Raw genomic sequence first — 20,956 nt, 5'->3', positions numbered from 1 at the left:
AGGAGCAAGCGAATTTTGCAGGTCGGAAAACTTCTGGGCCATTTCCGCTAGACGTCTTTTCGAGGGGCTCCTCATGGTTTGCGACATGGTGTTGGATTTTTGCCTCGCGCCGCCTGCCTCTCGCTCTCTCGGCGCAGAAGCAGTATTCGGCCTCGGCTAGCGGAACCTAGGAATTGTGCGGCTAACGAGAGAGCGAACTTCAAATAGTCGTGCAACAATTGGCCTCTAACAGTCTCCGCTTGAAACTTGGGGTAACGATGGGTGGGGTCATGTTGGAGGAGCAGAAGTTTGAATTTGTTGCCCAGGATGCGGGCACGCGTGTCGCGGCGGTCAGTCACGGGAGGGACATCTGGCTCTACAGGCTGCTTGTAAGATTGTGGAAAGCTCCGCTGCGTGCATGGCACAGGCGCTATTTGGCTTCCTTGAGCGACCGTCAGTTGTTGGATGCTGGCATCGATCTGACGCGTGCGGGCAGGGGCAGGGGCTCGGCCGCACGCCTCGATCCGAATCTCGAAGGTCTTCGGTAGTCTGCGTCACCGAAGTCACATCCTGCAGTCGTCGGACGGCGGGATAAAACATGCCCACTTAAAGGCGTGCCGCGAAGCTCGGTGCGCCTTCTTTTTGTGTTCTGTTTTCCCGCTCTCACTCGGAGCGTGATGTGGATCCACATAAGGATGGGCGCGGACGCCGGCTCTGCCGCCTCAAGCAAAGCGGTCGGGCAGGCGCGGATGCGTCACGACAAGCTCATCGGGAACAGCCGCCTTTCCGAAGCGCCGAACGACAAGCGTCAACAGGGTGCGAATGTCATTTTCCCTGTGCGCCGGATCGCTGAACAGCCGGGCCGATACGTAGCTCTGCCACTTCAGCAGCGCCGCCGCCTTTCCGCGCGAAAGCGTCATCGTCACCGCTTTGGCCCGAAGTGAAAGCTTCTCGGGATGCGAAAACAGCGGCTCGTACAGAAACATAAGGGCGGCGGACATGCGGTAGAGCTGCCGCTTGGCTTCGTGGAGGCGCTCGTAGTCCGACACCGCGCGCAACGCCTGAAGCTTGAGGGTGAGGGTGTAGAAATGCGTCTTCGAGCCCGGAGGCACGAGATTCAGCGCCTGATCGATGCAGCGCAGCGCAGCCTCGGTTTCGCCCGCGAACGCCCGGAACTGGCCGACGATCGCCAGCGATCCGGCCGCCGATACGCTGGAAGCGTAGGCTTCCTCGGATAACTCGCGTGCGAGGTCGAAATAGCCGCGCTGAAGGAAATGAAGCAGCTTGGCCGCCATAATGGCGTATTCCGGCTGGGACTGGATATGAGGCAGCGCCTCGAGAACCAGCGCCTCGATGTCGTTCTCGTCCTGGGGCCGGTCGTCGATGCCGTTCTGAAACAGATTGTAGCCGAACTGGATGTACTTCGAATGTATGTGCGTGGCATACATCACCTTGAGGGACGCATCGTCTGGGCTGTCCTTCCGCAGATGCCTGAGCCGAACCTCGTTCTCCTTCCATGCAGCCACGACCCGGCTCTCGTGCAGCGACACCAGTTTCTGAAGATGCCCGTCGCTGTCGGTCGGCACGCCGGGGCCGAGTTCCAGATGGGTTGAGGCCGATTGCATCAGCACCGGCAGCGGGAGATCATCCCCGACATACGTGGCCAATGACCGCCAGGTCTCCGCTAGAAGGAGCCTTGTCACCTCGGCGGCGGATCGTATGGAATGCGCTGGATCGTCATCTGGCACCATGACGCGGCGAACCGCCAATATCCGGCCTGAGCGAAATTGCCGCGTCGTGGCGACGCAATTCACCGCACCGCGTTCCTCGAAGAATGTCAACTCAACCGAAAGGGTAGGCATAGTATCGGTGAAGTCGGGTGCAGGCGGGCAATCCGGCGCAAGCATAACTCGCCGTTCGGGTGGTAATTCGGATCGGAACGCTCCGTGCAGATGTGACGCGAACCTCTCGGCAAGGGCGCGGCGGTCGTCGAGATTGTCGATTCCCTTGAGCGGGCCTACTATGAGATAGGCGGCCGCGTAGTTGGCATCGACGCTCGGAGCGCCACCGATCCAGACATAGCCTTCCCCATAGCGCGTCGCGATGAATCGCGGCTCGCGGGCGTTGTCCGAAAGCTTGCGGCGCAACCGATTGACCAGGAAATCGATGTTCCGGTCGCCATTGTCGGAGCCTGACCCTGTGACCGCATCCAGAATCTGATCGCGGGTCAGGATTCTGTTCGGATGCCGCACCAACACCGCGAGCGCCCGCTTCTCGGAGCGCGTGAATGAAATCCGTTTGCCGCCCGGCATTTCCACGAAGGAAAAATCTGGAGCAAGCCTTATGCTTACAGGTTTCTCGCCCACCTACCCCACCCAAGCGCGCCCAAAAACCGCGACGATCGCAGGAACACTATTTAACAATAGCAACTCCTCCCGCCAACAAACATTTCAAACAAGCCAACCGCGATAGCACAAAACTGCACACAACTCATCTTGGGTGTTGTTACGTCGAGCCGGCCCCTCAGCAGACTATGTGAGGAACCGTCGGAACAGTTCTTTGGAAGCGCCAACAGCAAATGTCTGAAAACTCAACTGGCCCTCTGCACCTGCTTGATCTTTTCCGGCTCGCTGATCGCATTGCCGGGTTCCTTACCAAGCACCGCCTCGGTGATCGAGTTGGGAACGCGACGAGGCGTCTCGAGAAGTCCCAGCAGCGGCATAACGATCAGAAAGAAGCCGAAATAGAACAGCGAAGAGACCTGCATCAACGGTATGTAGATGCCTTCCGCAGGCTTCGCTCCCAGCCACCCGAGGAAAAGGGCGTTGGCTGCGAAAAGCCAGAAGAACAACTTGTACCAGGGGCGATAGACCGCCGAGCGAACCTTTGACGTGTCGAGCCAAGGCACGAAGAACAGCACCGCAATAGCGCCGAACATCGCAAGCACGCCGCCGAGCTTTGCGTCGATAGGCCCGATGTTGAAAGTGACCGCTCTCAGGATCGCGTAGAACGGCAGGAAATACCATTCGGGAACGATCTTCGCGGGCGTCCTGAGCGGATCGGCCTGCACGTAATTGTCCGCATGGCCCAGATAGTTCGGAATATAGAAGACGAAGTATGCGAACACGATCAGGAAGATCACCATGCCGACCGCGTCTTTCGTGGTCGCATAAGGCGTGAAGGGCAACGTGTCCGTCTTGTGCTTGACCTCTATGCCTGTGGGGTTGGTCTGTCCGGTGACGTGCAGCGCCCAGACATGCAGGACGACCACGCCCGCAATCATGAAGGGCAGCAGGTAGTGAAGTGCAAAGAACCTGTTCAGCGTCGGACTGTCGACCGCAAAACCGCCAAGCAGAAGCTGCTGGAGCCACTCCCCGACCAAGGGGATGGCCGTAAAAAATCCGGTGATCACCGTCGCGCCCCAGAAGCTCATCTGCCCCCATGGGAGGACGTAGCCCATGAAGCCAGTAGCCATCATCAGGAGGTAGATGATGCACCCAAGGATCCAAAGCAGCTCGCGAGGAGCCTTGTAAGAGCCGTAGTACAGTCCGCGAAAGATGTGGAGATAGACGGCGATGAAGAAGAATGAAGCTCCGTTGGAATGCAGATATCGCAGGAGCCAACCTGAATTGACGTCACGCATGATCTTCTCGACCGAATCGAACGCCGTTGCGGTGCTCGCCGAGTAGTGCATCGCCAGCACGATTCCGGTCGCTATCTGGAGGACCAGCATCAGTGTCAGAATGCCGCCGAACGTATAGGCGTAGTTCAGATTGCGTGGAACAGGATAGGATACGAAGGAATCATGGATCAGTCGCGGAAGCGGCATGCGCGCATCGACCCAGCGGCCAATACCTGACTTTGGGACGTATCTGGATGGCGACCCCGACATTCTGTTCCCCTCCTTTGATCCGGTCGATCTCCGATCGTACAATCCGGAGTCCGTAACACCTCACGCTGCTTGAGCTTCAAGACCCTTCGAGACTTCTAGATGCGACAAATTTGTCCCCATGACATCGAGGCCCCAGCACAGGAGGCGAGATGGCGGGCACCTTGAGCATCATCTCAACCGTGCTACATCGGCGAAAAACAAGAGGACCGCAAAGACCATGGGCGCAAGGACTTACTCGATCGGCGAGGCAGCAAGAGAGAGCGGCGTCAAGGTGCCGACAATCCGCTACTACGAGGATATCGGCTTGCTAGGGAGAATCGCGCGCAGCGACGGCAATCGGCGCTTCTACGACCGGTCCGACGTCAGCCGCCTCTCCTTCATCCGCCATGCGCGTGAACTTGGCTTCGAGGTGGATGCGATCCGCACGCTGCTGAAATTGCAGGACGATCCCGACCAATCATGCGAGGCCGCTGACGCGATTGCAAAGGCGCGCCTCGACGATGTCGAGCGGCGCATCTCAAGCCTGAAACTGCTGCGCGTCGAGCTCAAGAAGATGATGCACGAATGCGCTTCGGGCCGGATCAGCGAATGTCGCGTCATCGAGATCCTCGCGGACAGCAGTCACCTTCACGGCAAACTCGTCGATCCTTGAACCAGGCTCGCGCAAGGGGGGGCAGCTTTCATCGTTGTGCAAGCCAGGACAGCGGCACGATGATCCCGAGGAGGATGGGCTGGTGCAGGAGGTAGATCGCGAGGCTGTGCCGCCCCATCCAGACGAGCAGACGTGCTGGCTTCCCGGCAGCGAGCAAGTTCGCGAAGCTGGTATTCAAGTCAGCTGACAGAAGCCACTTTGCCACGGCAACGCCCATCAGCGTCAGGCCGACCCACGGAAAGATCGGCACGAAATCGTTGCTTGGCGGCACCTGCTCCGCGAACCCGATCCAGGCCAGCCAGCGCGTGTCGAAGATCGTTGACCGCCAAAGCATCGGCATGGAGAAGACGGCGATGCCACCCAGGAGGCATGTCCATGCGCGTGCCCGCAGAAACAGCGTACCGATCAATGTGGCGGCGGCAATCGCGTGCAGGATGCCAAAGTAGATGAAGGTCCCCGGAAGGACATACCACGTCACAACCGTGATCGCAGCGGCCGACGCGGCGATCTTTGCCAGGCGTATGAAGTAGCTGGAAGGCTGAAAGCCGGCCCTGTCTGCCAATACGAGACCGACACCGACAAGGATCATGAAAGTGCCGGCAAGGCTACGTCCGAAGGCCAACCACAACGGATGGTTGGCGACGCCGGCGATAAAGCCCGTGAACTCCAGATCCCAGACGAAGTGGAAAAATACCACACCGGCGATAGCAGCGCCGCGGACGGCGTCGATAGCCCAGAGTCGCATGGAGTTCGTCATGCAATGCCTTCATCTAAGGTTCCACGGGACAGACTATAGGACCTCGACCTGCTTGAGGTTCAATTCCGATCTTGCTCACCGCAGCGAACTAAGATGCGGAGCTCGACCCACCATTGTCGCATGGCTCGCGCCCGGTTGGCCAACCCTCAACGACTGATCCGATAGACAGACGCGGGTGGAAAGTTGCGGAATTCCGTTCCGATCATCTCAACCTTCAAGTCAAGACGTCGAAGGACGCTTTCGGGAATTGGGCTTCGCCATCCATATGTGAATTGGTAAAAGCCCGCTTTCGGTTCCAGCAGCCTGAATGAGCCGGCAAGAATCCGCAGAACTTTGGAAGCCGGCATTGCCAGCAGCGGCAGTCCGCTGATGGCCGCTCCATGAAGCCTTGGTTGGGGGAGATTGCTCATGGATAGACGCGCAGCGTCGGCGCGCACGATCATCGCCCCGGGGTAGCGCTGCGCGAGAATGTCAGCAAACTCCTCGCCCAGCTCGACCAGGGTGAGTTCATTTTGCATTACGCCCCGGCGGATCAGCGCCTCCGTGAAAACCCCGGTGCCAGGGCCAAATTCGATTACCGGCCCGATCCCCGGGTGAACATGCCTGGTGATCAGTGCAGCGAGGTGCGCGCTCGAGGGGATGGCGGCACCGACGCGCAGCGGGTTGGCGACCCATGCGCGCAGGAAAGTTAGCCTGTCGGCCGATTGGGGCATTGTTTCGATCTCTCGCTGCCGGGTGAAGCCGCTCGCAGCCGGTACGGCCTCGAGGTTTCCCTGCGAATCAGCCAGTCAGTTGGATAGCCGCCAGATGTTCCCACCTCTAGCAGCATGAGGTTCAAGCCCTCGCTCGTGTCCGCAGGACGAAATCACGATCGACGGCCGTCAACCGAACTGCGCTGACGGGTACAGGGCACTGCGCGATGCAGGAAAGCTGTCGATGCGCATCATAGACTGGTTTTCGCTCTCGACCACAAAGTCGCGTCCCGCAATTCGAGGGCTCGTGGCGCACAAAAGTTGCCCAAGAGCTTCCGCCTCCCCACCGCCTAAAAGCGTGGGGGTTTCCTGATCCCCTATCGGGGACTCTAAAACAGGCACCAATTTGGCGGACTCTATGAGGAGCCCTACCACAATCATGGCATTGGCCAGGCCAGACGGTGATCGTCGATGGCGAATGGATCCGCAAAGTGCGCGGGCTGGAACCTCTGAACCGGTCGGGTCATATTCGAGCCTAATTCTCTTCATAGTCGGACTACAGAAAGCCGCGAACGAGGCCGTCGGTGCAGCCCCATAGGGGGCGTTCCAAGACAAGCAACATTTTTGCGGCGGGGAGGAGTTCCTCCTAGCGGGAGCGATACGCGTGTTGACCACGATGGTCTTCGCGCTATGAGAGACACTTGTGAAGGCCTGAGGGATAGCAGCCACAAAAAATGCCGTCTGTCGATGACCCCCTTGCTTCGTTAGGGAACGAACCTCCGTTGGTTGTCGGCGGCCGCACTAAGCCACCGGACCGGCGTGAAGTCTCGATCCGATGGCTATCGGGAACATTTCTGACCGGCGTCACCTCAAGTATCTTGATGGGCGTGGCGCTGTTTGCGGCCCTCGACGGTCGCGAAGTTCTTGCCACGCCGCCCGAGGTTCTAAGCCTGCTTTCAGCCGATTGGTCCAATGACAGCCAGTTGGCCACCAAGGCGGGTCGACTCGTTCCGCCGCGCAATCTGGCGAGTCTGACCGACCGCAGACGGATGGAACTGGCAACGATGACCCGGTCGGGCGACCGCGATGTGTTGCGCACGATGCCGTTTGTCCAGGCCCGGATGTCGCTGGCGGCCGGCCATGCGACGAGCCGCGCATATCCCGCCTTCGACGGCTTGGAGATTTTTGCCGAGGAAGGAGTCGCTCAACCCACTTCGAGCGCGGGCATCATCTACGGCGCCAGCGTCGAGAACGTAGTCCGTCTGCGAACGATCGATTTTCCTCTCGAGACCGACGTCTCCGACGCAAGTAGCGATTTGTCAGCCGAAGAGGTTGAGGTCGTGGTGCGCAATCTCAGTGCCCTCCTCACCGATGGCGACGTGCGGGTCGCGGCTCTCCATTTCGTTGACCCTGAGCGTTTCGGCAGTTCGCCGACCATAAGTGATCTGCAAGGGCCTACCGGCATTCGGATCGTGGCGGAGAATGCTTCGGTTGCTATCCGGGCAAGGAGCGGCGATCCCATCCTCGACTATGCTGAGGACGTCATCCCCTTTCATGCCGAAGGCGAAATTGAGGAAGCGCTGGAGCGGGCAGGCTACACAAGCGCTAATGCAGATGGGATGGCGTCGGCCCTTTCCACCATGCTAGGAACGCCGGTGCTGAAGGCTGGCAGCGTTCTGCGACTCGGTATCGAGGCGCGTCTTGGGGAAAGCCGCATCGTGCGCGCGAGCGTCTACGATGTAGATCGGCATGTGTCCACAGTCGCTCTCAACGATAGGCGGCAGTATGTGCCAGGAAGCGAGCCGGAGCCTAGCCCCGCGTTGCAGGCGGCTTTCGACACCACTCACCCGCCCGCTATGTACAGCCGCGAAGATCCACCAACCCTCTATGACGGAATTTACCGAGCCGCTTTTTCTCATGGGCTGACGCGTTCCATGACCCGAAAGCTGGTTCGGCTGCTCGCCGCCGATGCTGATCTTCAATCGCGTCTCAATCAAGCGGACAGCATCGAGGTCTTCTTTTCACAGCCTGATGGCGAGGACAACGCTACGCAAGAGTCGGAACTCCTGTTCGTGCGGGCCACCATGGGTGGTGCCGAGCGCGCATTCTATCGCTTTCAGATGCAGGACGGCACTATCGGCTACTTCGACGAGAGCGGGCGTAGTGCCCGGCAGTTTCTCCTCCGCAATCCGATTCCTAACGGGAGATTCACGTCTGGCTTCGGCAATCGACGCCACCCGATACTCGGCTACGCCCGCGCTCATACTGGAGTCGATTGGGCGGCCCCACGAGGCACGCCGATAATCGCTTCCGGGGACGGCGTCGTCGAACAGGCCGGCTGGAGTGGCGGCTATGGCCGTCAGACCATCATCAGTCACGCGAACGGCTATCAGACGACCTTCAATCACCAGGACAGGATCGCAGATGGAGTGGTACCAGGCGCACGCGTCCGGCAAGGCCAGATAATCGGCTATGTAGGCTCGACGGGCCTTTCGACCGGAAACCACCTTCACTACGAACTCATCGTCAACGACACCAAGGTGGACCCGATGCGAGTCCGTCTGCCGGCGGAGCGAATGCTCGCAGGAGATGAGCTGCAGGCCTTCCTGGCCGAGCGAGCGAGGATCGATGGAGCTCTGATTCTGGAACAAGCTCGCACAACGACTTCCATACGTGCTCCCGTCTAGCGGCAAAAAGTGTCGGAAGGAGCGGGAGTGCATACCGCGCTCCTACCGAAAAATCATACGAACAAAGAGCCGATCGCCAAGGCGGCAATCATCGTTCCGACTACGAGGGCCAGCGCGACCTCTCCCTTGCTTGCTCGCTCTTCACGGATGATCCATGTAAAAAAAGAGCGTCGCCGGAATCGCAACGACAGCGCCGGTGACGGCTCCGGGGGAGTATTCCGCGAACATTACCCAGGTGGCGAGGTGAAAGAAGGCGTTGACGAAAAACTGCCACTGAAAGGCCATCGTCAGCACGACCCACTGGGCAGCCCCCGCCCTCCACGCGCAGACCAGCACCAGGAGAAAAAGCGGTATGTGGTTCGCTGCGAAAGCCTCGGTGGTCTCCGGCCCGAAGTTCCTTGTGACCCAGGCCGCAAATCCGGGCAGCTCTTATAGCGTGTGAAGGACAAACACAATGTAAGGCAGGAGGAAAGGCAGTTCCCTGTAGCCGAAGCCGCTACCGCTTTTGTCGGACTGCGAAAGGTTGATGGTCGCCATTTTTCGACTCCTTTTGGCAAGGCGACGAAAGCTTCACTGAAACCGCCGAAGCCCTTGCGCGATGAATGCACTGCCGAGACTGCCTGGTAACCCCATCGCGATGGCATTCTGGTTGATCTACCTGTGACCAGCACACTACCGGGTACAGACATTGTGGCTCGGCTGCGATATCGAGAAGGCTAGCAGCTCTAGTCGCTAGAGGAGCAAGGGGGAATGTTCTATCGGGCACTCGGGCCCGGTAGGGTCGGGAACCAGCATAGAGATCTTGCCTTGACGCCGTGTCTCTCGCCGCGTGGTGAGACCCGATCCCTCGGCAGTTGTCGTTTTCGGTTGAACCTCTAGCAGGTCGAGGTCCTAGAAATCCACTGACCGTTTTGTCGGAAGCGCACGAACGGCGTTCGAGATATCCGATCGAGGCAAGGATGCGAGGAAAGATGTCGAGCAGCGGAAACGAGCATCCAGCGCTGGCCAAGTCGCTCGGCGTTGTACGGCTGTCGCTCTATGGAGTCGGCACGATCATCGGTGCCGGGATCTATTCCGTCATCGCGCCGGCGGCCGGGGCAGCGGGCGATGCCATCTGGCTGAGCTTCGTGCTTGCCGCCGTGATATCGGCATTTTCCGGCCTGTCCTATGCTGAAATCGCCTCGGCGCTTCCAGGTGCTGGTGCGGAACATAACTTCCTGCGTAAGACGTTTCCTTCGTTTCCGGCTCTGGCGTTCATGATCGGGCTGTTCATCGCCGTTCATGGCGCGGCTACCCTGGCAACGGTGGCGCTCACCTTCGGCAACTACGCGCAGACACTCCTTCCGTTTGCGCCCGTCATCGTTGCCATTGCGCTCATGGGCGTCGCCACGATGATCAATATTGCCGGGATCGGCAAGGCGGCTTTCGTCAGCGCGGCCCTGACCGTTCTCCAGGTTTCATGTCTCGTGGGCTTTGCACTGTTCGCCATACCATCTGGCAGCAGGAGCTTGCAGGACGTCTCGGTCTGGCCCGACAATCCCGCCGGCATCCTTCAGGGTGCGGCTATCCTGTTCTTTATCTACTCCGGCTACGAGCACATGGCTTCCCTCTCGGAAGAGGCCAAGCGTCCCGACCGCGATTTGTGGCGCGCTTTCATGATCGCGCTGGGCATCACCACCGTCGTCTACATGGCCGTGATCTTCGGAGTTCTGAGCCTGATGAGCGCCGACAGTCTTGCAGGTTCCCAATCTCCGCTCGCCGATGCGGCCGCGCAACTGGGCGGCTCTTTCGGCATGATCATCATCGCTGCCGCCCTCATCGCTACCGCGAACGCCGTCGTGAGTTCCTCGCTGTCGGGGAGCAGGCTCCTCTTCGGCATGGCCCGCGACGGCGATCTTCCCAGTCCCCTATCCAGAACCCTGGGCTTCAGTCGCAGCCCGTGGATCGCCGCACTGATCTATCTCGTGATCGCATGCGCCTTCGTAGCCGTCGGGGAAATCGCGTTTGTCGCAAGCCTGTCCTCGCTGGGAGTGACCCTTGTCTTCGCCGCGATCAATACGGCCGTGATCGTCCTGAGGTTTACACAGCCCGACCTCGAGCGGCCTTTCCGGCTGCCATCGATCGCGAACGTGCCGCCGACGGCGGTCCTGGGAGTGGTGACCTCACTCCTGCTGGCCACTCAATATGATTGGGCCGTCTATCTGACGTTCGCCGGCGTGTTCGTACTTGGCGCGGTGCCGTACGTGTTTATCCGACGGCGGGGAAGCGCGACAACGCGGGCGAGCGGTGGTGAACCCTAGAGCCGAGGCCGGTTGCCGGGACCTCAGCGACGTGGTCGGGCTCTTGCACCTCATCCTGCTAGAGGTTGCATAAAGGGCTTGGTCGGGTCGGCGACATCGGTTTGCTCCGCCATTCCTGGCTGTTGATCGGAGAAGGGAGTTGGCGTTGGCGAACCCGGTGCTCATGCGTACGGACCGCCCCGTCGCGGCGAAACGGTTTGCGCGCGCGATCTCCAACTGTATTGCCCCTCGGAGGCTGCTCGGGACATCGCCATGATTGTTGAGTTGGGACATTTCGCGCTCGTGCTGGCATGTGTTCTGGCCACGGTGCAATTCTTCATACCGTGGATCGGCACGCAACTGGGCGACGATCGCCTCATGGCCGTTGCCAGGCCGGCTTCGGTTGCGGTTTTCGGTTTCGTCGCGCTGTCGTTCGCCGCGCTCACGGCAGCCTATGTCACCTCGGACTTCTCCGTTCAGAATGTCTGGGAGAATTCGCATTCGCTGAAGCCGATGCTTTTCAAGGTCACCGGGGTTTGGGGAAACCACGAGGGCTCGATGCTGCTCTGGGTCCTGATCCTGGCATTCTTCGGCGCACTTGTGGCGTGGTTCAGCGACAATCTACCGGCCAGCCTGCGCACGAATGTACTGGCTGTGCAGGGTCTGGTCGGAGCCGCCTTCCTTCTGTTCATTCTCGCCACATCGAACCCGTTCGCTCGAATCAACCCCGCACCGATCGAGGGCCGCGACCTCAACCCGATCCTGCAGGACATCGGGCTCGCGATCCATCCACCACTGCTCTATCTCGGCTATGTCGGCTTCTCGGTCTGCTTCTCCTTTGCGGTCGCGGCGCTGATCGAGGGCCGTATCGATGCCGCCTGGGCGCGCTGGGTGCGGCCGTGGACCCTTGCGGCCTGGTTGTTCCTGACGGGCGGTATCGCGATGGGCTCCTACTGGGCCTACTACGAGCTTGGCTGGGGCGGCTGGTGGTTCTGGGACCCGGTCGAAAACGCCTCGTTCCTGCCGTGGCTGTCCGGCACTGCGCTTCTTCACTCGGCGATCGTGATGGAGCGGCGCTCGGCGCTGAAGATCTGGACGCTGCTGCTCGCCATCCTCACCTTCTCGCTGTCTCTGCTCGGCACCTTCCTCGTGCGCTCCGGCGTGCTGACCTCCGTCCATGCTTTCGCCACAGATCCGGCGCGCGGCGTCTTCATCCTGATGATCCTGATCGCCTTGATTGGCGGCTCGCTGGCGCTGTTCGCCGCGCGCGCTTCGACACTGACGCAGGGCGGGCTGTTCCACCCCGTTTCGCGCGAGGGCGCACTGGTGCTCAACAACCTGTTCCTGACCACGGCGGCGGCCACGGTGCTGATCGGCACGCTCTATCCGCTACTGATCGAGGCGGTCACCGGCGACAAGATCTCGGTCGGCGCGCCGTTCTTCAACCTCACCTTCATCCCCCTCATGATCCCACTGCTTCTGGCCGTGCCGTTCGGGCCGCTGCTGGCCTGGAAGCGCGGCGACCTCTACGCCGTGGCCCAGCGCCTCTACTTCGCCCTCGGCGCGGCGCTGCTGACGGCGCTCGTGGTCTTCTTCTTCGTGGAAGGCAAAGGGGCGCTCGCCGCATTCGGCGTCGGCCTTGCCGTCTGGCTGATGCTGGGCGCGCTGACCGATCTGACGCTGAAGGCAGGCATCGGCAGCGTGGGTGCGGCAGTGGCGTGGAAGCGATTCAAGGGCCTACCGCGCTCGGTTTACGGCACTGCTGCGGCACATTTCGGGTTGGGCGTGACGGTGCTGGGCATCGCCGCCGTCACCTCGCTTGAGATTGAGCGAATCGTCGTGATGCAACCCGGCGACACGATGCCGATCGCCGGATATACGTTGCGTTTCGATGGTATCGCGCCGCATCGCGGCCCGAACTTCACCGAGGAGCAGGGCCGCTTCGTCTATCTCGACAGCGATGGCCGGCAACGCGGCGAGATAGTCTCGTCCAAGCGTCTCTACACCGCGCGCCAGATGCCGACCACGGAAGCAGGCATCGCCACCCGCGGATTCAGCCAGCTCTACGTCTCGCTCGGCGACCCCACCCCCGATGGCGGCGTCGTGGTGCGCGTATGGTGGAAGCCGCTGGTGCTGCTGCTCTGGCTCGGCGGCGTGGCGATGATGGCTGGTGGCGCGATATCGCTGTTCGATCGTCGGTTTCGGGTCGGCGCGCCGAGTCGAAATCGGATCGCACTCGCCCGATCGGATGTCCCAGCGGAGTGACGGCGCCTGTGTCGCAGCAACTCTAGCTCGATATTCGCGCAACCGGCCAGGTTGGACAGCCTGACAGCAGTTCACATCGCAGCTTCGATAAGCCGCTTGGCATCGTCGCTGGCCCATTCGGCAGGGCCATTCATGTGGGCGAGAAGGCATCCCTCCTCGTCTACCAACAACGTAACCGGCAGGCCGATGGCGAGCCCTCGGCGCTTCAAGTTGTTGAAGAGCGCGAGCGTGGAGTCTCGATAATAGGTGAGCTCGTCGATGCCGATCTCTTGCAGAAAGGCCTTCGGCCTCTCATCGCCGCCGGTATCGAGGTTGACGGCCACCACTTCGAAGTCCGGGCCGCCGATCGTGGCCTGCAGTTCGTTTAAGGCGGGCATTTCTTCCCGGCAGGGCGCGCACCACGTCGCCCAGAGATTGATGAGCAGTGTCTTGCCGGCCAGCTCCGCGACAGTCATGGCAGCGCCATCAGGCCCGTTGAACGCGAGGCTGCTCATCGAAAGCGGAGGATCGGCCGGAAGCATCGCCGCCACCTCTCCTTGGGCAGCCTTGTCGACAGCCGCGATCTTGTCGTCACGCGCAGGGCAGCTTTGGGTCCGATCGGAGGCGGTGGCTGATTGCCGCCCGCTACCAAAAGGGCCACCGAACACGTAGACGCCGACTGCGCCGGCACTCATCCCGGCAAGAATTGCAGATGCCATCAACACTCCGGTCGGCAGGCGGAATTTTCCCTGTGCCATCTCTCGATCCGATAAGAAAGAGCGGGTCTCATCTCCATCATGAGTGTAAACGATCCTGGCTACCTGGATGTCAATGCGCTTGTTGCCGCCAGCAAGCGGGTCGGACGGGGCTGGCGGCGTCAACCGACGCTGAAAATCTGAGTGTACGCAAGACCTGGACTCTGGGAGCACCTTCACACACTCTGGCCGCCGGATTCGTGCTCCTGATTCTCCCGGTCGGCCTCCCAGATTCGAACGCAACAGATCGGGTATTCTATAGGAGCAGCAGAAGTCGCCTAGTTGGCGAGCGCAAATGGGGTTCGCCCCATCCACATATTCTTCTGCGCTAGGTGGTCGGAACGGCGGCTAGGAGCTCGTCAAAAAGTTGCTTGGCCCTGGGCGGATGCCTCACCGCTCCGGCCTCCTCTAGGTTGGTTGGGGCGCCCACTGAGATCAGCATCACCATCCCCATGCCATAGTGCGGCGTACATTTGACCCCATAGAGGCCTTCCCCTTCGAGGTTGATAGTGACCTACTCGTTGAGCTTGCTCTTGAAGGGCTTTGCGTCGGCAGGCAACATCCCCGCGATACTCTCGGCATTGTGGGATTTGTCGGTCGGAACGAAGGTGACGGTGTCACCGGGAGCGGCGGCGACGAAGTCGGGCTCATAGCGTCTCTCGAAGCTCTCCAGACCGACCATTTCAAGGTATCGGGAGACGACATTCATCCCCTTGTGACGCGCGCCGAACAGGATGTTAGGCGATGTCAACAGGGCCGCAGAACTGCCGAGTGATGCCGGGAGCATTCTCCTGCGTTTCCCGTCTGTCTAAGGGGGCTAATTCCTCGGGGCTCTTTCTAGTTCAACACAGCTTTGAAACTTGATGCTCAAGGGGCTTGAGGTTTTATCACTGCAAATCGACTTTCGGACCTGAGCACGCTTTTCGAAAGAAAAGCGCAGCGCATCAAACGTTGGAGGATAATCGGTGGAAGTGCGCCACCTCCGCTATATTGTCGCCACCGCCCGCAACGGTAGCTTCAGTGCCGCCGCGCACGAGCTCAACGTCAAGCAGCCGATCGTTAGTAAGCGCATCAAGGAACTGGAGAGCGAGTTGGGCGTCGTGCTGTTCGACCGTTCCACAGCCGGGGCGCGACTGACGCCGACAGGGGAGGAATTTGTTGTCGCGGCCCGACGCATCCTTGAAGAAGCCGAGCGGCTGGGCGAACATATGCGGGCGAGTGCTGCTGGCAAGCTCGGTCGAGTCGTCGTCGGGTTCTATAAGTCCCTTTCTACGGGAGGCTTCCGTACAGCTCTGCGTGGCTTCCGCCGATGTTATCCCAAGATCGAGGTCGAGTTGGTCGAGTCGCCGTTTGTCGAGTTATCGGCCGGCGTGCTTTCAGGCACACTCGATACCGCGATCATCCTCGGCGATGCCGGCAAGTGCGACACTCTGGAAACTGTGGCGCTCTGGTCGGATCAACTTGTGGTTGCCCTGCCGGAAAACCATCCGCTCGCGGAGAAGCCGGTCATCTATTGGCCGGAGCTGAAGCGCGAGCGCTTCATCATCACCCACCACGATCCCGGCCCAGACATCCGTGCCGTGCTGCTTCGCCACCTCGCCGCACCGTCCGACCACCCCGAGATCATCACTCGCCGCCTCAGCCGCGAAAGCCTGCTGAGCGAGGTCGCGGACGGCCAGGGCATCGCGCTGCAATGCGAATCCGCTGTCGGGCTTTCGGGCCTCGGCGTAGTGTTCCGCCCGCTGCACGACGGCAACGGGGCAACACGTCTCGGATACATCGCCTGCTGGAAGCCGGACAACATCAATCCCGTGCTGAAGACCTTCCTCGACGCCTTGAAGCCCTGAGCGTGATTCGGCCGGGCGGGCTTTTCCACGTGATCGACGCCAGATCGGCCGCCGCATGCTTCAAGTATTTTTTCGCTCGCCTACGACCGGCTACGAAATCGCAAATAATCTGGTTGCCCACCCATAGTTTGTGCCTTTCTTGATTGTCCCCGTCGCCATCCGACCGTGAGTGCGGATGGCCGGAAACGGGGGCGGAATGCCGGCGCATCGTCATCAGAATGAAGGCCAGAGCGCGGGATTGTCGCGAGGCGCGCGGATGCTGCGCACCGCGCTCGGCCCGGCCATCGCCCGCTATCTCGAAGACCCATCTATCGTCGAGGTGATGCTGAACCCGGACGGCCGCATCTGGGTCGATCGGCTGCGCGAGGGCCTCGTCGCCACCGGCGACATGCTGCTGCCGGCCGATGGCGAACGGATCGTGCGCCTGGTCGCGCACCATGTCGGCGCCGAGGTCCATCCCGGCAACCCACGCGTCTCGGCCGAATTACCCGAGACCGGCGAGCGCTTTGAGGGTCTTTTGCCTCCAGTCGCCACCGCGCCGGCCTTCGCCATCCGCAAGCCGGCCGTCGCCGTGTTCACCCTTTCTGACTACGTGGCCGCCGGCATCATGACCGCCACCCAGGCCGAGGTGCTGCGGCTCGCGGTCGAGAGGCGCAAGAACGTGCTGGTCGCCGGCGGCACCTCGACCGGGAAGACCACGCTCACGAACGCGCTGCTCGCCGAAGTCGCCAAGACCGACGACCGCGTAGTGCTGATCGAGGACACGCGCGAGCTGCAATGCGCCGCGCCCAACCTCGTGGCGCTGCGCACCAGGGAAGGCATCGCCTCGCTCTCCGATCTCGTGAAGTCGTCGCTGCGGCTGCGGCCAGACCGCATCCCGATCGGAGAGGTTCGTGGCAGCGAGGCCCTCGACCTGCTCAAAGCGTGGGGCACCGGCCATCCGGGCGGCATCGGCACCATCCACGCAAATACCGCGATCGGGGCGCTGCGCCGACTGGAGCAGCTCGTACAGGAGGCTGTGGTCACGGTCCCGCGTGCGCTAATCGCCGACACGATCGACCTGATCGCCGTGCTCTCCGGTCGCGGCTCGGCCCGCCGCCTCGCGGAGATCGCCCTTGTCGAAGGGCTCGATCCCGCCACCGGCGACTACCGCACCCTCCACGCAACGCTCGAAACCCCCAGCCCCACACAAGGAGACTCCGCATGACGACGAAGCCCGATCCGATCCGCAGCCTGCGCAGCCGGCTGCTTTCCGGCACGTTCCTGGACAGCCTCGGCACGGCCGGCATCACCGCCGCCGGGCTGCTCTACACCGCGCCCGCCTGGGCGGCCGGCTCCTCGATGCCGTGGGAGGAGCCGCTTCAGCAGATCCTCGAATCCATCGAGGGGCCGGTCGCCAAGATTGTCGCCGTCATCATCATCATCGTCACCGGCCTGACGCTCGCCTTCGGCGATACGGGCGGCGGCTTCCGCAAGCTGATCCAGATCGTGTTCGGCCTGTCGATCGCCTTCGCGGCCAGCTCCTTCTTCCTGTCCTTCTTCTCCTTCGGCGGCGGGGCGCTGGCGTGATGCCGGGATCGCTGATGGACGAGGACGTTCGCGGCTTCTTCGCGCCGGTCCACCGGGCGCTGACCGAGCCGATATTGCTCGGCGGCGCGCCGCGCGCCGTCGCAATTCTCAACGGCACGCTGGCCGGCGCGGTCGGTCTCGGCCTGCGGCTCTGGATCGCCGGCCTCGCCATCTGGGCGATCGGCCACTTCGCAGCCGTCTGGGCGGCGAAGCGCGATGCGCTGTTCGTCGACGTGGTGCGCCGGCACCTGCGCTACCCGACCCATCTCGGCGTGTGAGGCGGCCATGCTCAATCTCTCCGAATACCGCAAGCGTTCCGCCAGCCTCGCCGACTTCCTGCCCTGGGCGGCCCTAGTGGCGCCCGGCGTCGTCTTGAACAAGGACGGCAGCTTTCAACGCACCGCGCGCTTCCGCGGCCCCGACCTCGACAGCGCCACGCCGGCCGAGCTGGTCGGCACGACCGCGCGCTTGAACAACGCCCTGCGCCGGCTCGGCTCCGGCTGGGCGATCTTCGTCGAGGCGCAGCGCAATCCGGCGACCGACTATCCCGACAGCCGGTTTCCCGACAGCGCATCCGCCTTGGTCGACATCGAGCGCCGCGAGCAGTTCGAGGACAGCGGCGTGCTGTTCGAGTCGAGCTATTTCCTCACCTTCGTCTGGCTGCCGCCGGCCGAGGAAGCCTCCCGCATGGAATCCTGGCTCTACGAGGGCCGCGAGCGCAGCGGTGTCGATCCGTGGGAACTGCTCAAGGGCTTCGTCGACCGCACCGACCGCGTGCTCAATCTGGTCGAGGGCTTTGTCCCCGAGGCCGAATGGCTCGATGACGCCGAGACGCTCACCTACCTGCATTCCTGCATTTCCACGAAGCGCCATCGCGTCCGTGTGCCCGAGACGCCGATGCACCTCGACGCGCTGCTCGCCGACCAGCCGCTCGCCGGCGGGCTGGAGCCGCGCCTGGGCGGCTTCCATCTGCGCACGCTGACCGTGATCGGCTTCCCGACGACGACATTCCCCGGAATCCTCGACGACCTTAACAGGCTCGCCTTCCTCTATCGCTGGTCGACGCGCGCCATCATGCTCGACAAGACCGACGCGACCCGGCTGGTCACGCGCATCCGTCGCCAATGGTTCGCCAAGCGCAAGTCGATCGCGGCCATCGTCAAGGAGGTGATGACCAACGAGGCGTCGGTGCTGATGGACACCGACGCGGCCAACAAGGCGGCCGACGCGGACGCCGCACTTCAGGATCTGGGTTCCGATCAGGTCGGAGAGGCTTACGTCACCGCCACGGTGACGGTGTGGGATGCCGACCCGTCGATCGCCGACGAGAAGTTGCGCCTGATCGAGAAGGTCATCCAGTCGCGCGACTTCACCTGCATCGTCGAGGGCGTCAACGCCATCGAAGCATGGCTCGGCTCCATCCCCGGACAGGTCTATGCCAATGTCCGCCAGCCGCCGATCTCGACGCTGAACCTTGCCCACATGATCCCGCTGTCGGCGGTGTGGGCAGGACCGGCGAAGGACGAGCATCTCGACGCGTCGCCGCTGTTCTATGCGAAGACCGAAGGCGCGACGCCGTTCCGCTTCGCGCTCCATGTCGGTGACGTCGGCCACCTGATGCTGGTCGGGCCGACCGGCGCCGGCAAGTCGGTGCTGCTGGCACTGATGGCGCTCCAGTTCCGTCGCTATCCCGGCAGCCAGGTCTTCGTGTTCGACTTCGGCGGCTCTATCCGCGCCGCAACGCTGGCGATGGACGGCGACTGGCAGGATCTCGGCGGCTCTTTCTCCGACGACGCCGAGTCCTCCTCGGTCTCGCTCCAGCCGCTCGCCCACATCCAGCATACGCCGGAGCGGGCATGGGCCGCCGACTGGCTGGTCGACATCCTCGCGCGCGAAGGCGTCGCCATCACGCCGGAGGTGAAGGAGCACATCTGGACCGCGCTGACCTCGCTCGCCTCCGCGCCGCTTGAGGAACGCACCATCACCGGCCTGACCGTGCTCTTGCAATCCACTGCACTCAAGCAGGCGTTGCGGCCATACTGCATCGGCGGGGCGCATGGCCGGCTGCTCGACGCCGAGCACGAATATCTCGGCGCGGCAGAGGTGCAGGCGTTCGAGACCGAGGGGCTGGTCGGCACCAGGGCTGCGCCCGCCGTGCTCTCCTATCTGTTCCACCGGATCGAGGCCCGCTTCGACGGACGGCCGAGCCTGCTCATCATCGACGAGGGCTGGCGCGCTCTCGACGATGGCGGCTTTGCCGACAAGATCAAGGAATGGCTGAAGACGCTGCGCAAGAAGAATGTCAGCGTCGTCTTCTCCTCGCAGTCGCTCGCGGACATCGAAGCCTCGCCGATCGCGCCGGTGCTGGTCGAAAGCTGCCCGACCCGCATCTTCCTTGCCAACGAGCGCGCCATCGAGCCGCAGATCGCGACCGTCTATCGCCAGTTCGGCCTCAATGACCGCCAGATCGAGATCCTCGCCCGCGCCACGCCGAAGCGCGACTACTACTGCCAGTCCCGGCGCGGCAACCGCCTGTTCGAGCTTGGGCTGGGCCACATCGCGCTGGCGCTCTGCGCCTCCTCCGATAAGGCCGCCCACGCGCTGATCGACGAGCTGCTGCGCGACGGCTCGCGGCCTTACTTCCTCGAAGCCTGGCTCCACGCCAACGGCCTCGCCTGGGCGGCCGAACTCGTGCCCGAGCTTTCCAACGTCATCGACCGATCCGCAGTCACCGACGCGCCGATCGCCTCGCATGATACCGGCACGGCCGGCGAGACCGATCCCGTCCACCCGTCACCCGAACAGGAGGTTTGACCATGCCACACACCACTCGACACGCCCACCTTCGCCGCGCGCTCGCCGGCGCGATGGCGCTGTCGCTCGCCGCGCCCGCCATCGTCGCCGTCACCGTGCCCGCGCACGCGCAGTTCTTCGGCGGCCGCATCGTCTACGACCCGACCAACTACAGCCAGAATCTTCTCTCGGCCGCCCGCGCGCTGGAGCAGATCAACAATCAGGTGACGTCCCTCGCCAACGAGGCGCAGATGTTGCTCTACCAGGCGAGGAATCTCACCAGCCTGCCCACCTCCATGATCTCCGAGATCGAAGGCAATTTCTCGGAGATGAAGAGCCTGCTCGGCGAGGCGGAGCGGCTGGCCTACAGCGTGCAGGACATCGAGAGCCAGTTCTCCTCGACCTATCGCGACTTCGCCGGCGACAAGACCGGCGAGCAGCTTGTCGCCGCCGCCCGCGAGCGCTGGCAGCAGTCGCTTTCGGCCTACGAGCATTCGCTGAAGGCCGGCGCGACCGCCGTGGGCAATATCGACGGCACGCAGGCGCAGACCCGATCGCTGGTCGGCGCCAGCCAGTCGGCGGTCGGCATCCTTCAGGCGACCCAGGCAGGCAACGAGCTGCTCGCCGTGCAGGCGAGTCAGATCGCCGACCTGACCGCCATGCTGGCCGCGCAGGGTCGCGCCGAGGCGCTGGAGCAGTCCCGCCGCGCGGCTGCGCAGGAGCAGGCCCGCGAGCAGTTCGGCCGCTTCATGTCCGGCCGCGACTACAGCCCGTCCAGCGTGCGCATGTTCAACGACTGAGGACACGCAC

General features: G+C 62.4%; 18 protein-coding genes. 10 read left to right on the top strand and 8 right to left on the bottom strand.

What is annotated here, in order from left to right; all coding sequences use genetic code 11:
- Nucleotides 1-701: 701 nt before the first annotated feature.
- Entirely contained in the window at nucleotides 702-2,345 is a 1,644-nt protein-coding gene (locus PZ895_RS04245) for a helix-turn-helix domain-containing protein (protein ID WP_126006798.1), read from the bottom strand.
- A 224-nt stretch (nucleotides 2,346-2,569) separates the two neighbouring features.
- Nucleotides 2,570-3,871 (bottom strand): cytochrome b N-terminal domain-containing protein, encoded by a 1,302-nt coding sequence (locus PZ895_RS04240; protein ID WP_126006801.1) that lies wholly within the window; start codon nucleotides 3,869-3,871, stop codon nucleotides 2,570-2,572.
- 217 nt (nucleotides 3,872-4,088) lie between these two features.
- Between PZ895_RS04240 and PZ895_RS04235 the strand changes: the two genes are divergently transcribed.
- Entirely contained in the window at nucleotides 4,089-4,523 is a 435-nt protein-coding gene (locus PZ895_RS04235; protein WP_126006803.1) for a helix-turn-helix domain-containing protein, read from the top strand.
- A gap of 28 nt (nucleotides 4,524-4,551) precedes the next feature.
- On the opposite strand, the gene PZ895_RS04230 is transcribed toward PZ895_RS04235, so the two are convergent.
- A complete protein-coding gene (locus PZ895_RS04230; RefSeq protein ID WP_126006804.1) occupies nucleotides 4,552-5,280 on the bottom strand; it encodes a heparan-alpha-glucosaminide N-acetyltransferase in 729 nt (242 codons plus the stop codon).
- Nucleotides 5,281-5,426: 146 nt separating this feature from the next.
- Nucleotides 5,427-5,993 (bottom strand): hypothetical protein, encoded by a 567-nt coding sequence (locus tag PZ895_RS04225; protein ID WP_126006806.1) that lies wholly within the window; start codon nucleotides 5,991-5,993, stop codon nucleotides 5,427-5,429.
- A 761-nt stretch (nucleotides 5,994-6,754) separates the two neighbouring features.
- Here PZ895_RS04225 and PZ895_RS04220 point away from each other — a divergent pair.
- Nucleotides 6,755-8,659, top strand: coding sequence for a M23 family metallopeptidase (locus PZ895_RS04220; protein WP_328593113.1), 1,905 nt, complete (start codon nucleotides 6,755-6,757; stop codon nucleotides 8,657-8,659).
- Nucleotides 8,660-8,800: 141 nt separating this feature from the next.
- Here the strand turns inward: PZ895_RS04220 and PZ895_RS04215 are convergent, their stop codons facing one another.
- Nucleotides 8,801-9,085, bottom strand: a complete 285-nt coding sequence (locus tag PZ895_RS04215) for an HXXEE domain-containing protein (protein ID WP_126006811.1) — start codon at nucleotides 9,083-9,085, stop codon at nucleotides 8,801-8,803.
- 545 nt (nucleotides 9,086-9,630) lie between these two features.
- Between PZ895_RS04215 and PZ895_RS04210 the strand changes: the two genes are divergently transcribed.
- Both PZ895_RS04210 and PZ895_RS04205 read left to right on the top strand, forming a co-directional pair.
- Nucleotides 9,631-10,959 (top strand): APC family permease, encoded by a 1,329-nt coding sequence (locus tag PZ895_RS04210; RefSeq protein WP_126006814.1) that lies wholly within the window; start codon nucleotides 9,631-9,633, stop codon nucleotides 10,957-10,959.
- A gap of 252 nt (nucleotides 10,960-11,211) precedes the next feature.
- Nucleotides 11,212-13,203, top strand: a complete 1,992-nt coding sequence (locus PZ895_RS04205; protein WP_235897759.1) for a heme lyase CcmF/NrfE family subunit — start codon at nucleotides 11,212-11,214, stop codon at nucleotides 13,201-13,203.
- Between the two features lie 71 nt (nucleotides 13,204-13,274).
- On the opposite strand, the gene PZ895_RS04200 is transcribed toward PZ895_RS04205, so the two are convergent.
- The 3 genes from PZ895_RS04200 to PZ895_RS19355 all read right to left on the bottom strand — a co-directional run bounded on the left by PZ895_RS04200 (nucleotide 13,275) and on the right by PZ895_RS19355 (nucleotide 14,724).
- Entirely contained in the window at nucleotides 13,275-13,940 is a 666-nt protein-coding gene (locus PZ895_RS04200; RefSeq protein WP_126006816.1) for a TlpA disulfide reductase family protein, read from the bottom strand.
- A 325-nt stretch (nucleotides 13,941-14,265) separates the two neighbouring features.
- On the bottom strand, nucleotides 14,266-14,445 hold the full coding sequence (locus PZ895_RS19360) for a plastocyanin/azurin family copper-binding protein (protein ID WP_308206225.1): 180 nt from the start codon (nucleotides 14,443-14,445) through the stop codon (nucleotides 14,266-14,268).
- 6 nt (nucleotides 14,446-14,451) lie between these two features.
- Nucleotides 14,452-14,724: a hypothetical protein gene (locus PZ895_RS19355; RefSeq protein ID WP_308206221.1), complete on the bottom strand. Its 273-nt coding sequence runs from the start codon at nucleotides 14,722-14,724 to the stop codon at nucleotides 14,452-14,454.
- Between the two features lie 178 nt (nucleotides 14,725-14,902).
- Here PZ895_RS19355 and PZ895_RS04190 point away from each other — a divergent pair, with 178 nt between their 5' ends.
- The 6 genes from PZ895_RS04190 (at nucleotide 14,903) to trbJ (ending at nucleotide 20,946) form a co-directional block, all read left to right on the top strand.
- Complete coding sequence (locus PZ895_RS04190; protein ID WP_126006818.1) at nucleotides 14,903-15,784, top strand: LysR family transcriptional regulator; 882 nt, start codon at nucleotides 14,903-14,905, stop codon at nucleotides 15,782-15,784.
- Nucleotides 15,785-16,040: 256 nt separating this feature from the next.
- On the top strand, nucleotides 16,041-16,991 hold the full coding sequence (gene trbB / locus PZ895_RS04185; protein WP_201744847.1) for a P-type conjugative transfer ATPase TrbB: 951 nt from the start codon (nucleotides 16,041-16,043) through the stop codon (nucleotides 16,989-16,991).
- Nucleotides 16,988-17,353: a TrbC/VirB2 family protein gene (locus PZ895_RS04180; protein WP_126006822.1), complete on the top strand. Its 366-nt coding sequence runs from the start codon at nucleotides 16,988-16,990 to the stop codon at nucleotides 17,351-17,353. The genes trbB and PZ895_RS04180 overlap by 4 nt, the downstream gene beginning before the upstream one ends.
- A gap of 14 nt (nucleotides 17,354-17,367) precedes the next feature.
- Nucleotides 17,368-17,631 (top strand): VirB3 family type IV secretion system protein, encoded by a 264-nt coding sequence (locus tag PZ895_RS04175; RefSeq protein WP_126006824.1) that lies wholly within the window; start codon nucleotides 17,368-17,370, stop codon nucleotides 17,629-17,631.
- 7 nt (nucleotides 17,632-17,638) lie between these two features.
- On the top strand, nucleotides 17,639-20,167 hold the full coding sequence (trbE, locus tag PZ895_RS04170; RefSeq protein ID WP_126006826.1) for a conjugal transfer protein TrbE: 2,529 nt from the start codon (nucleotides 17,639-17,641) through the stop codon (nucleotides 20,165-20,167).
- Nucleotides 20,168-20,169: 2 nt separating this feature from the next.
- The gene (gene trbJ, locus PZ895_RS04165; protein ID WP_126006828.1) at nucleotides 20,170-20,946 is read left to right on the top strand and encodes a P-type conjugative transfer protein TrbJ; all 777 of its coding nucleotides are present in this window, start codon (nucleotides 20,170-20,172) and stop codon (nucleotides 20,944-20,946) included.
- The last annotated feature ends 10 nt before the right edge of the window (nucleotides 20,947-20,956 follow it).

This window comes from Mesorhizobium sp. YIM 152430 (assembly GCF_029210365.1).
GTDB lineage: Bacteria > Pseudomonadota > Alphaproteobacteria > Rhizobiales > Rhizobiaceae > Aliihoeflea.
This window is presented reverse-complemented; position numbering and strand designations above follow the sequence as displayed.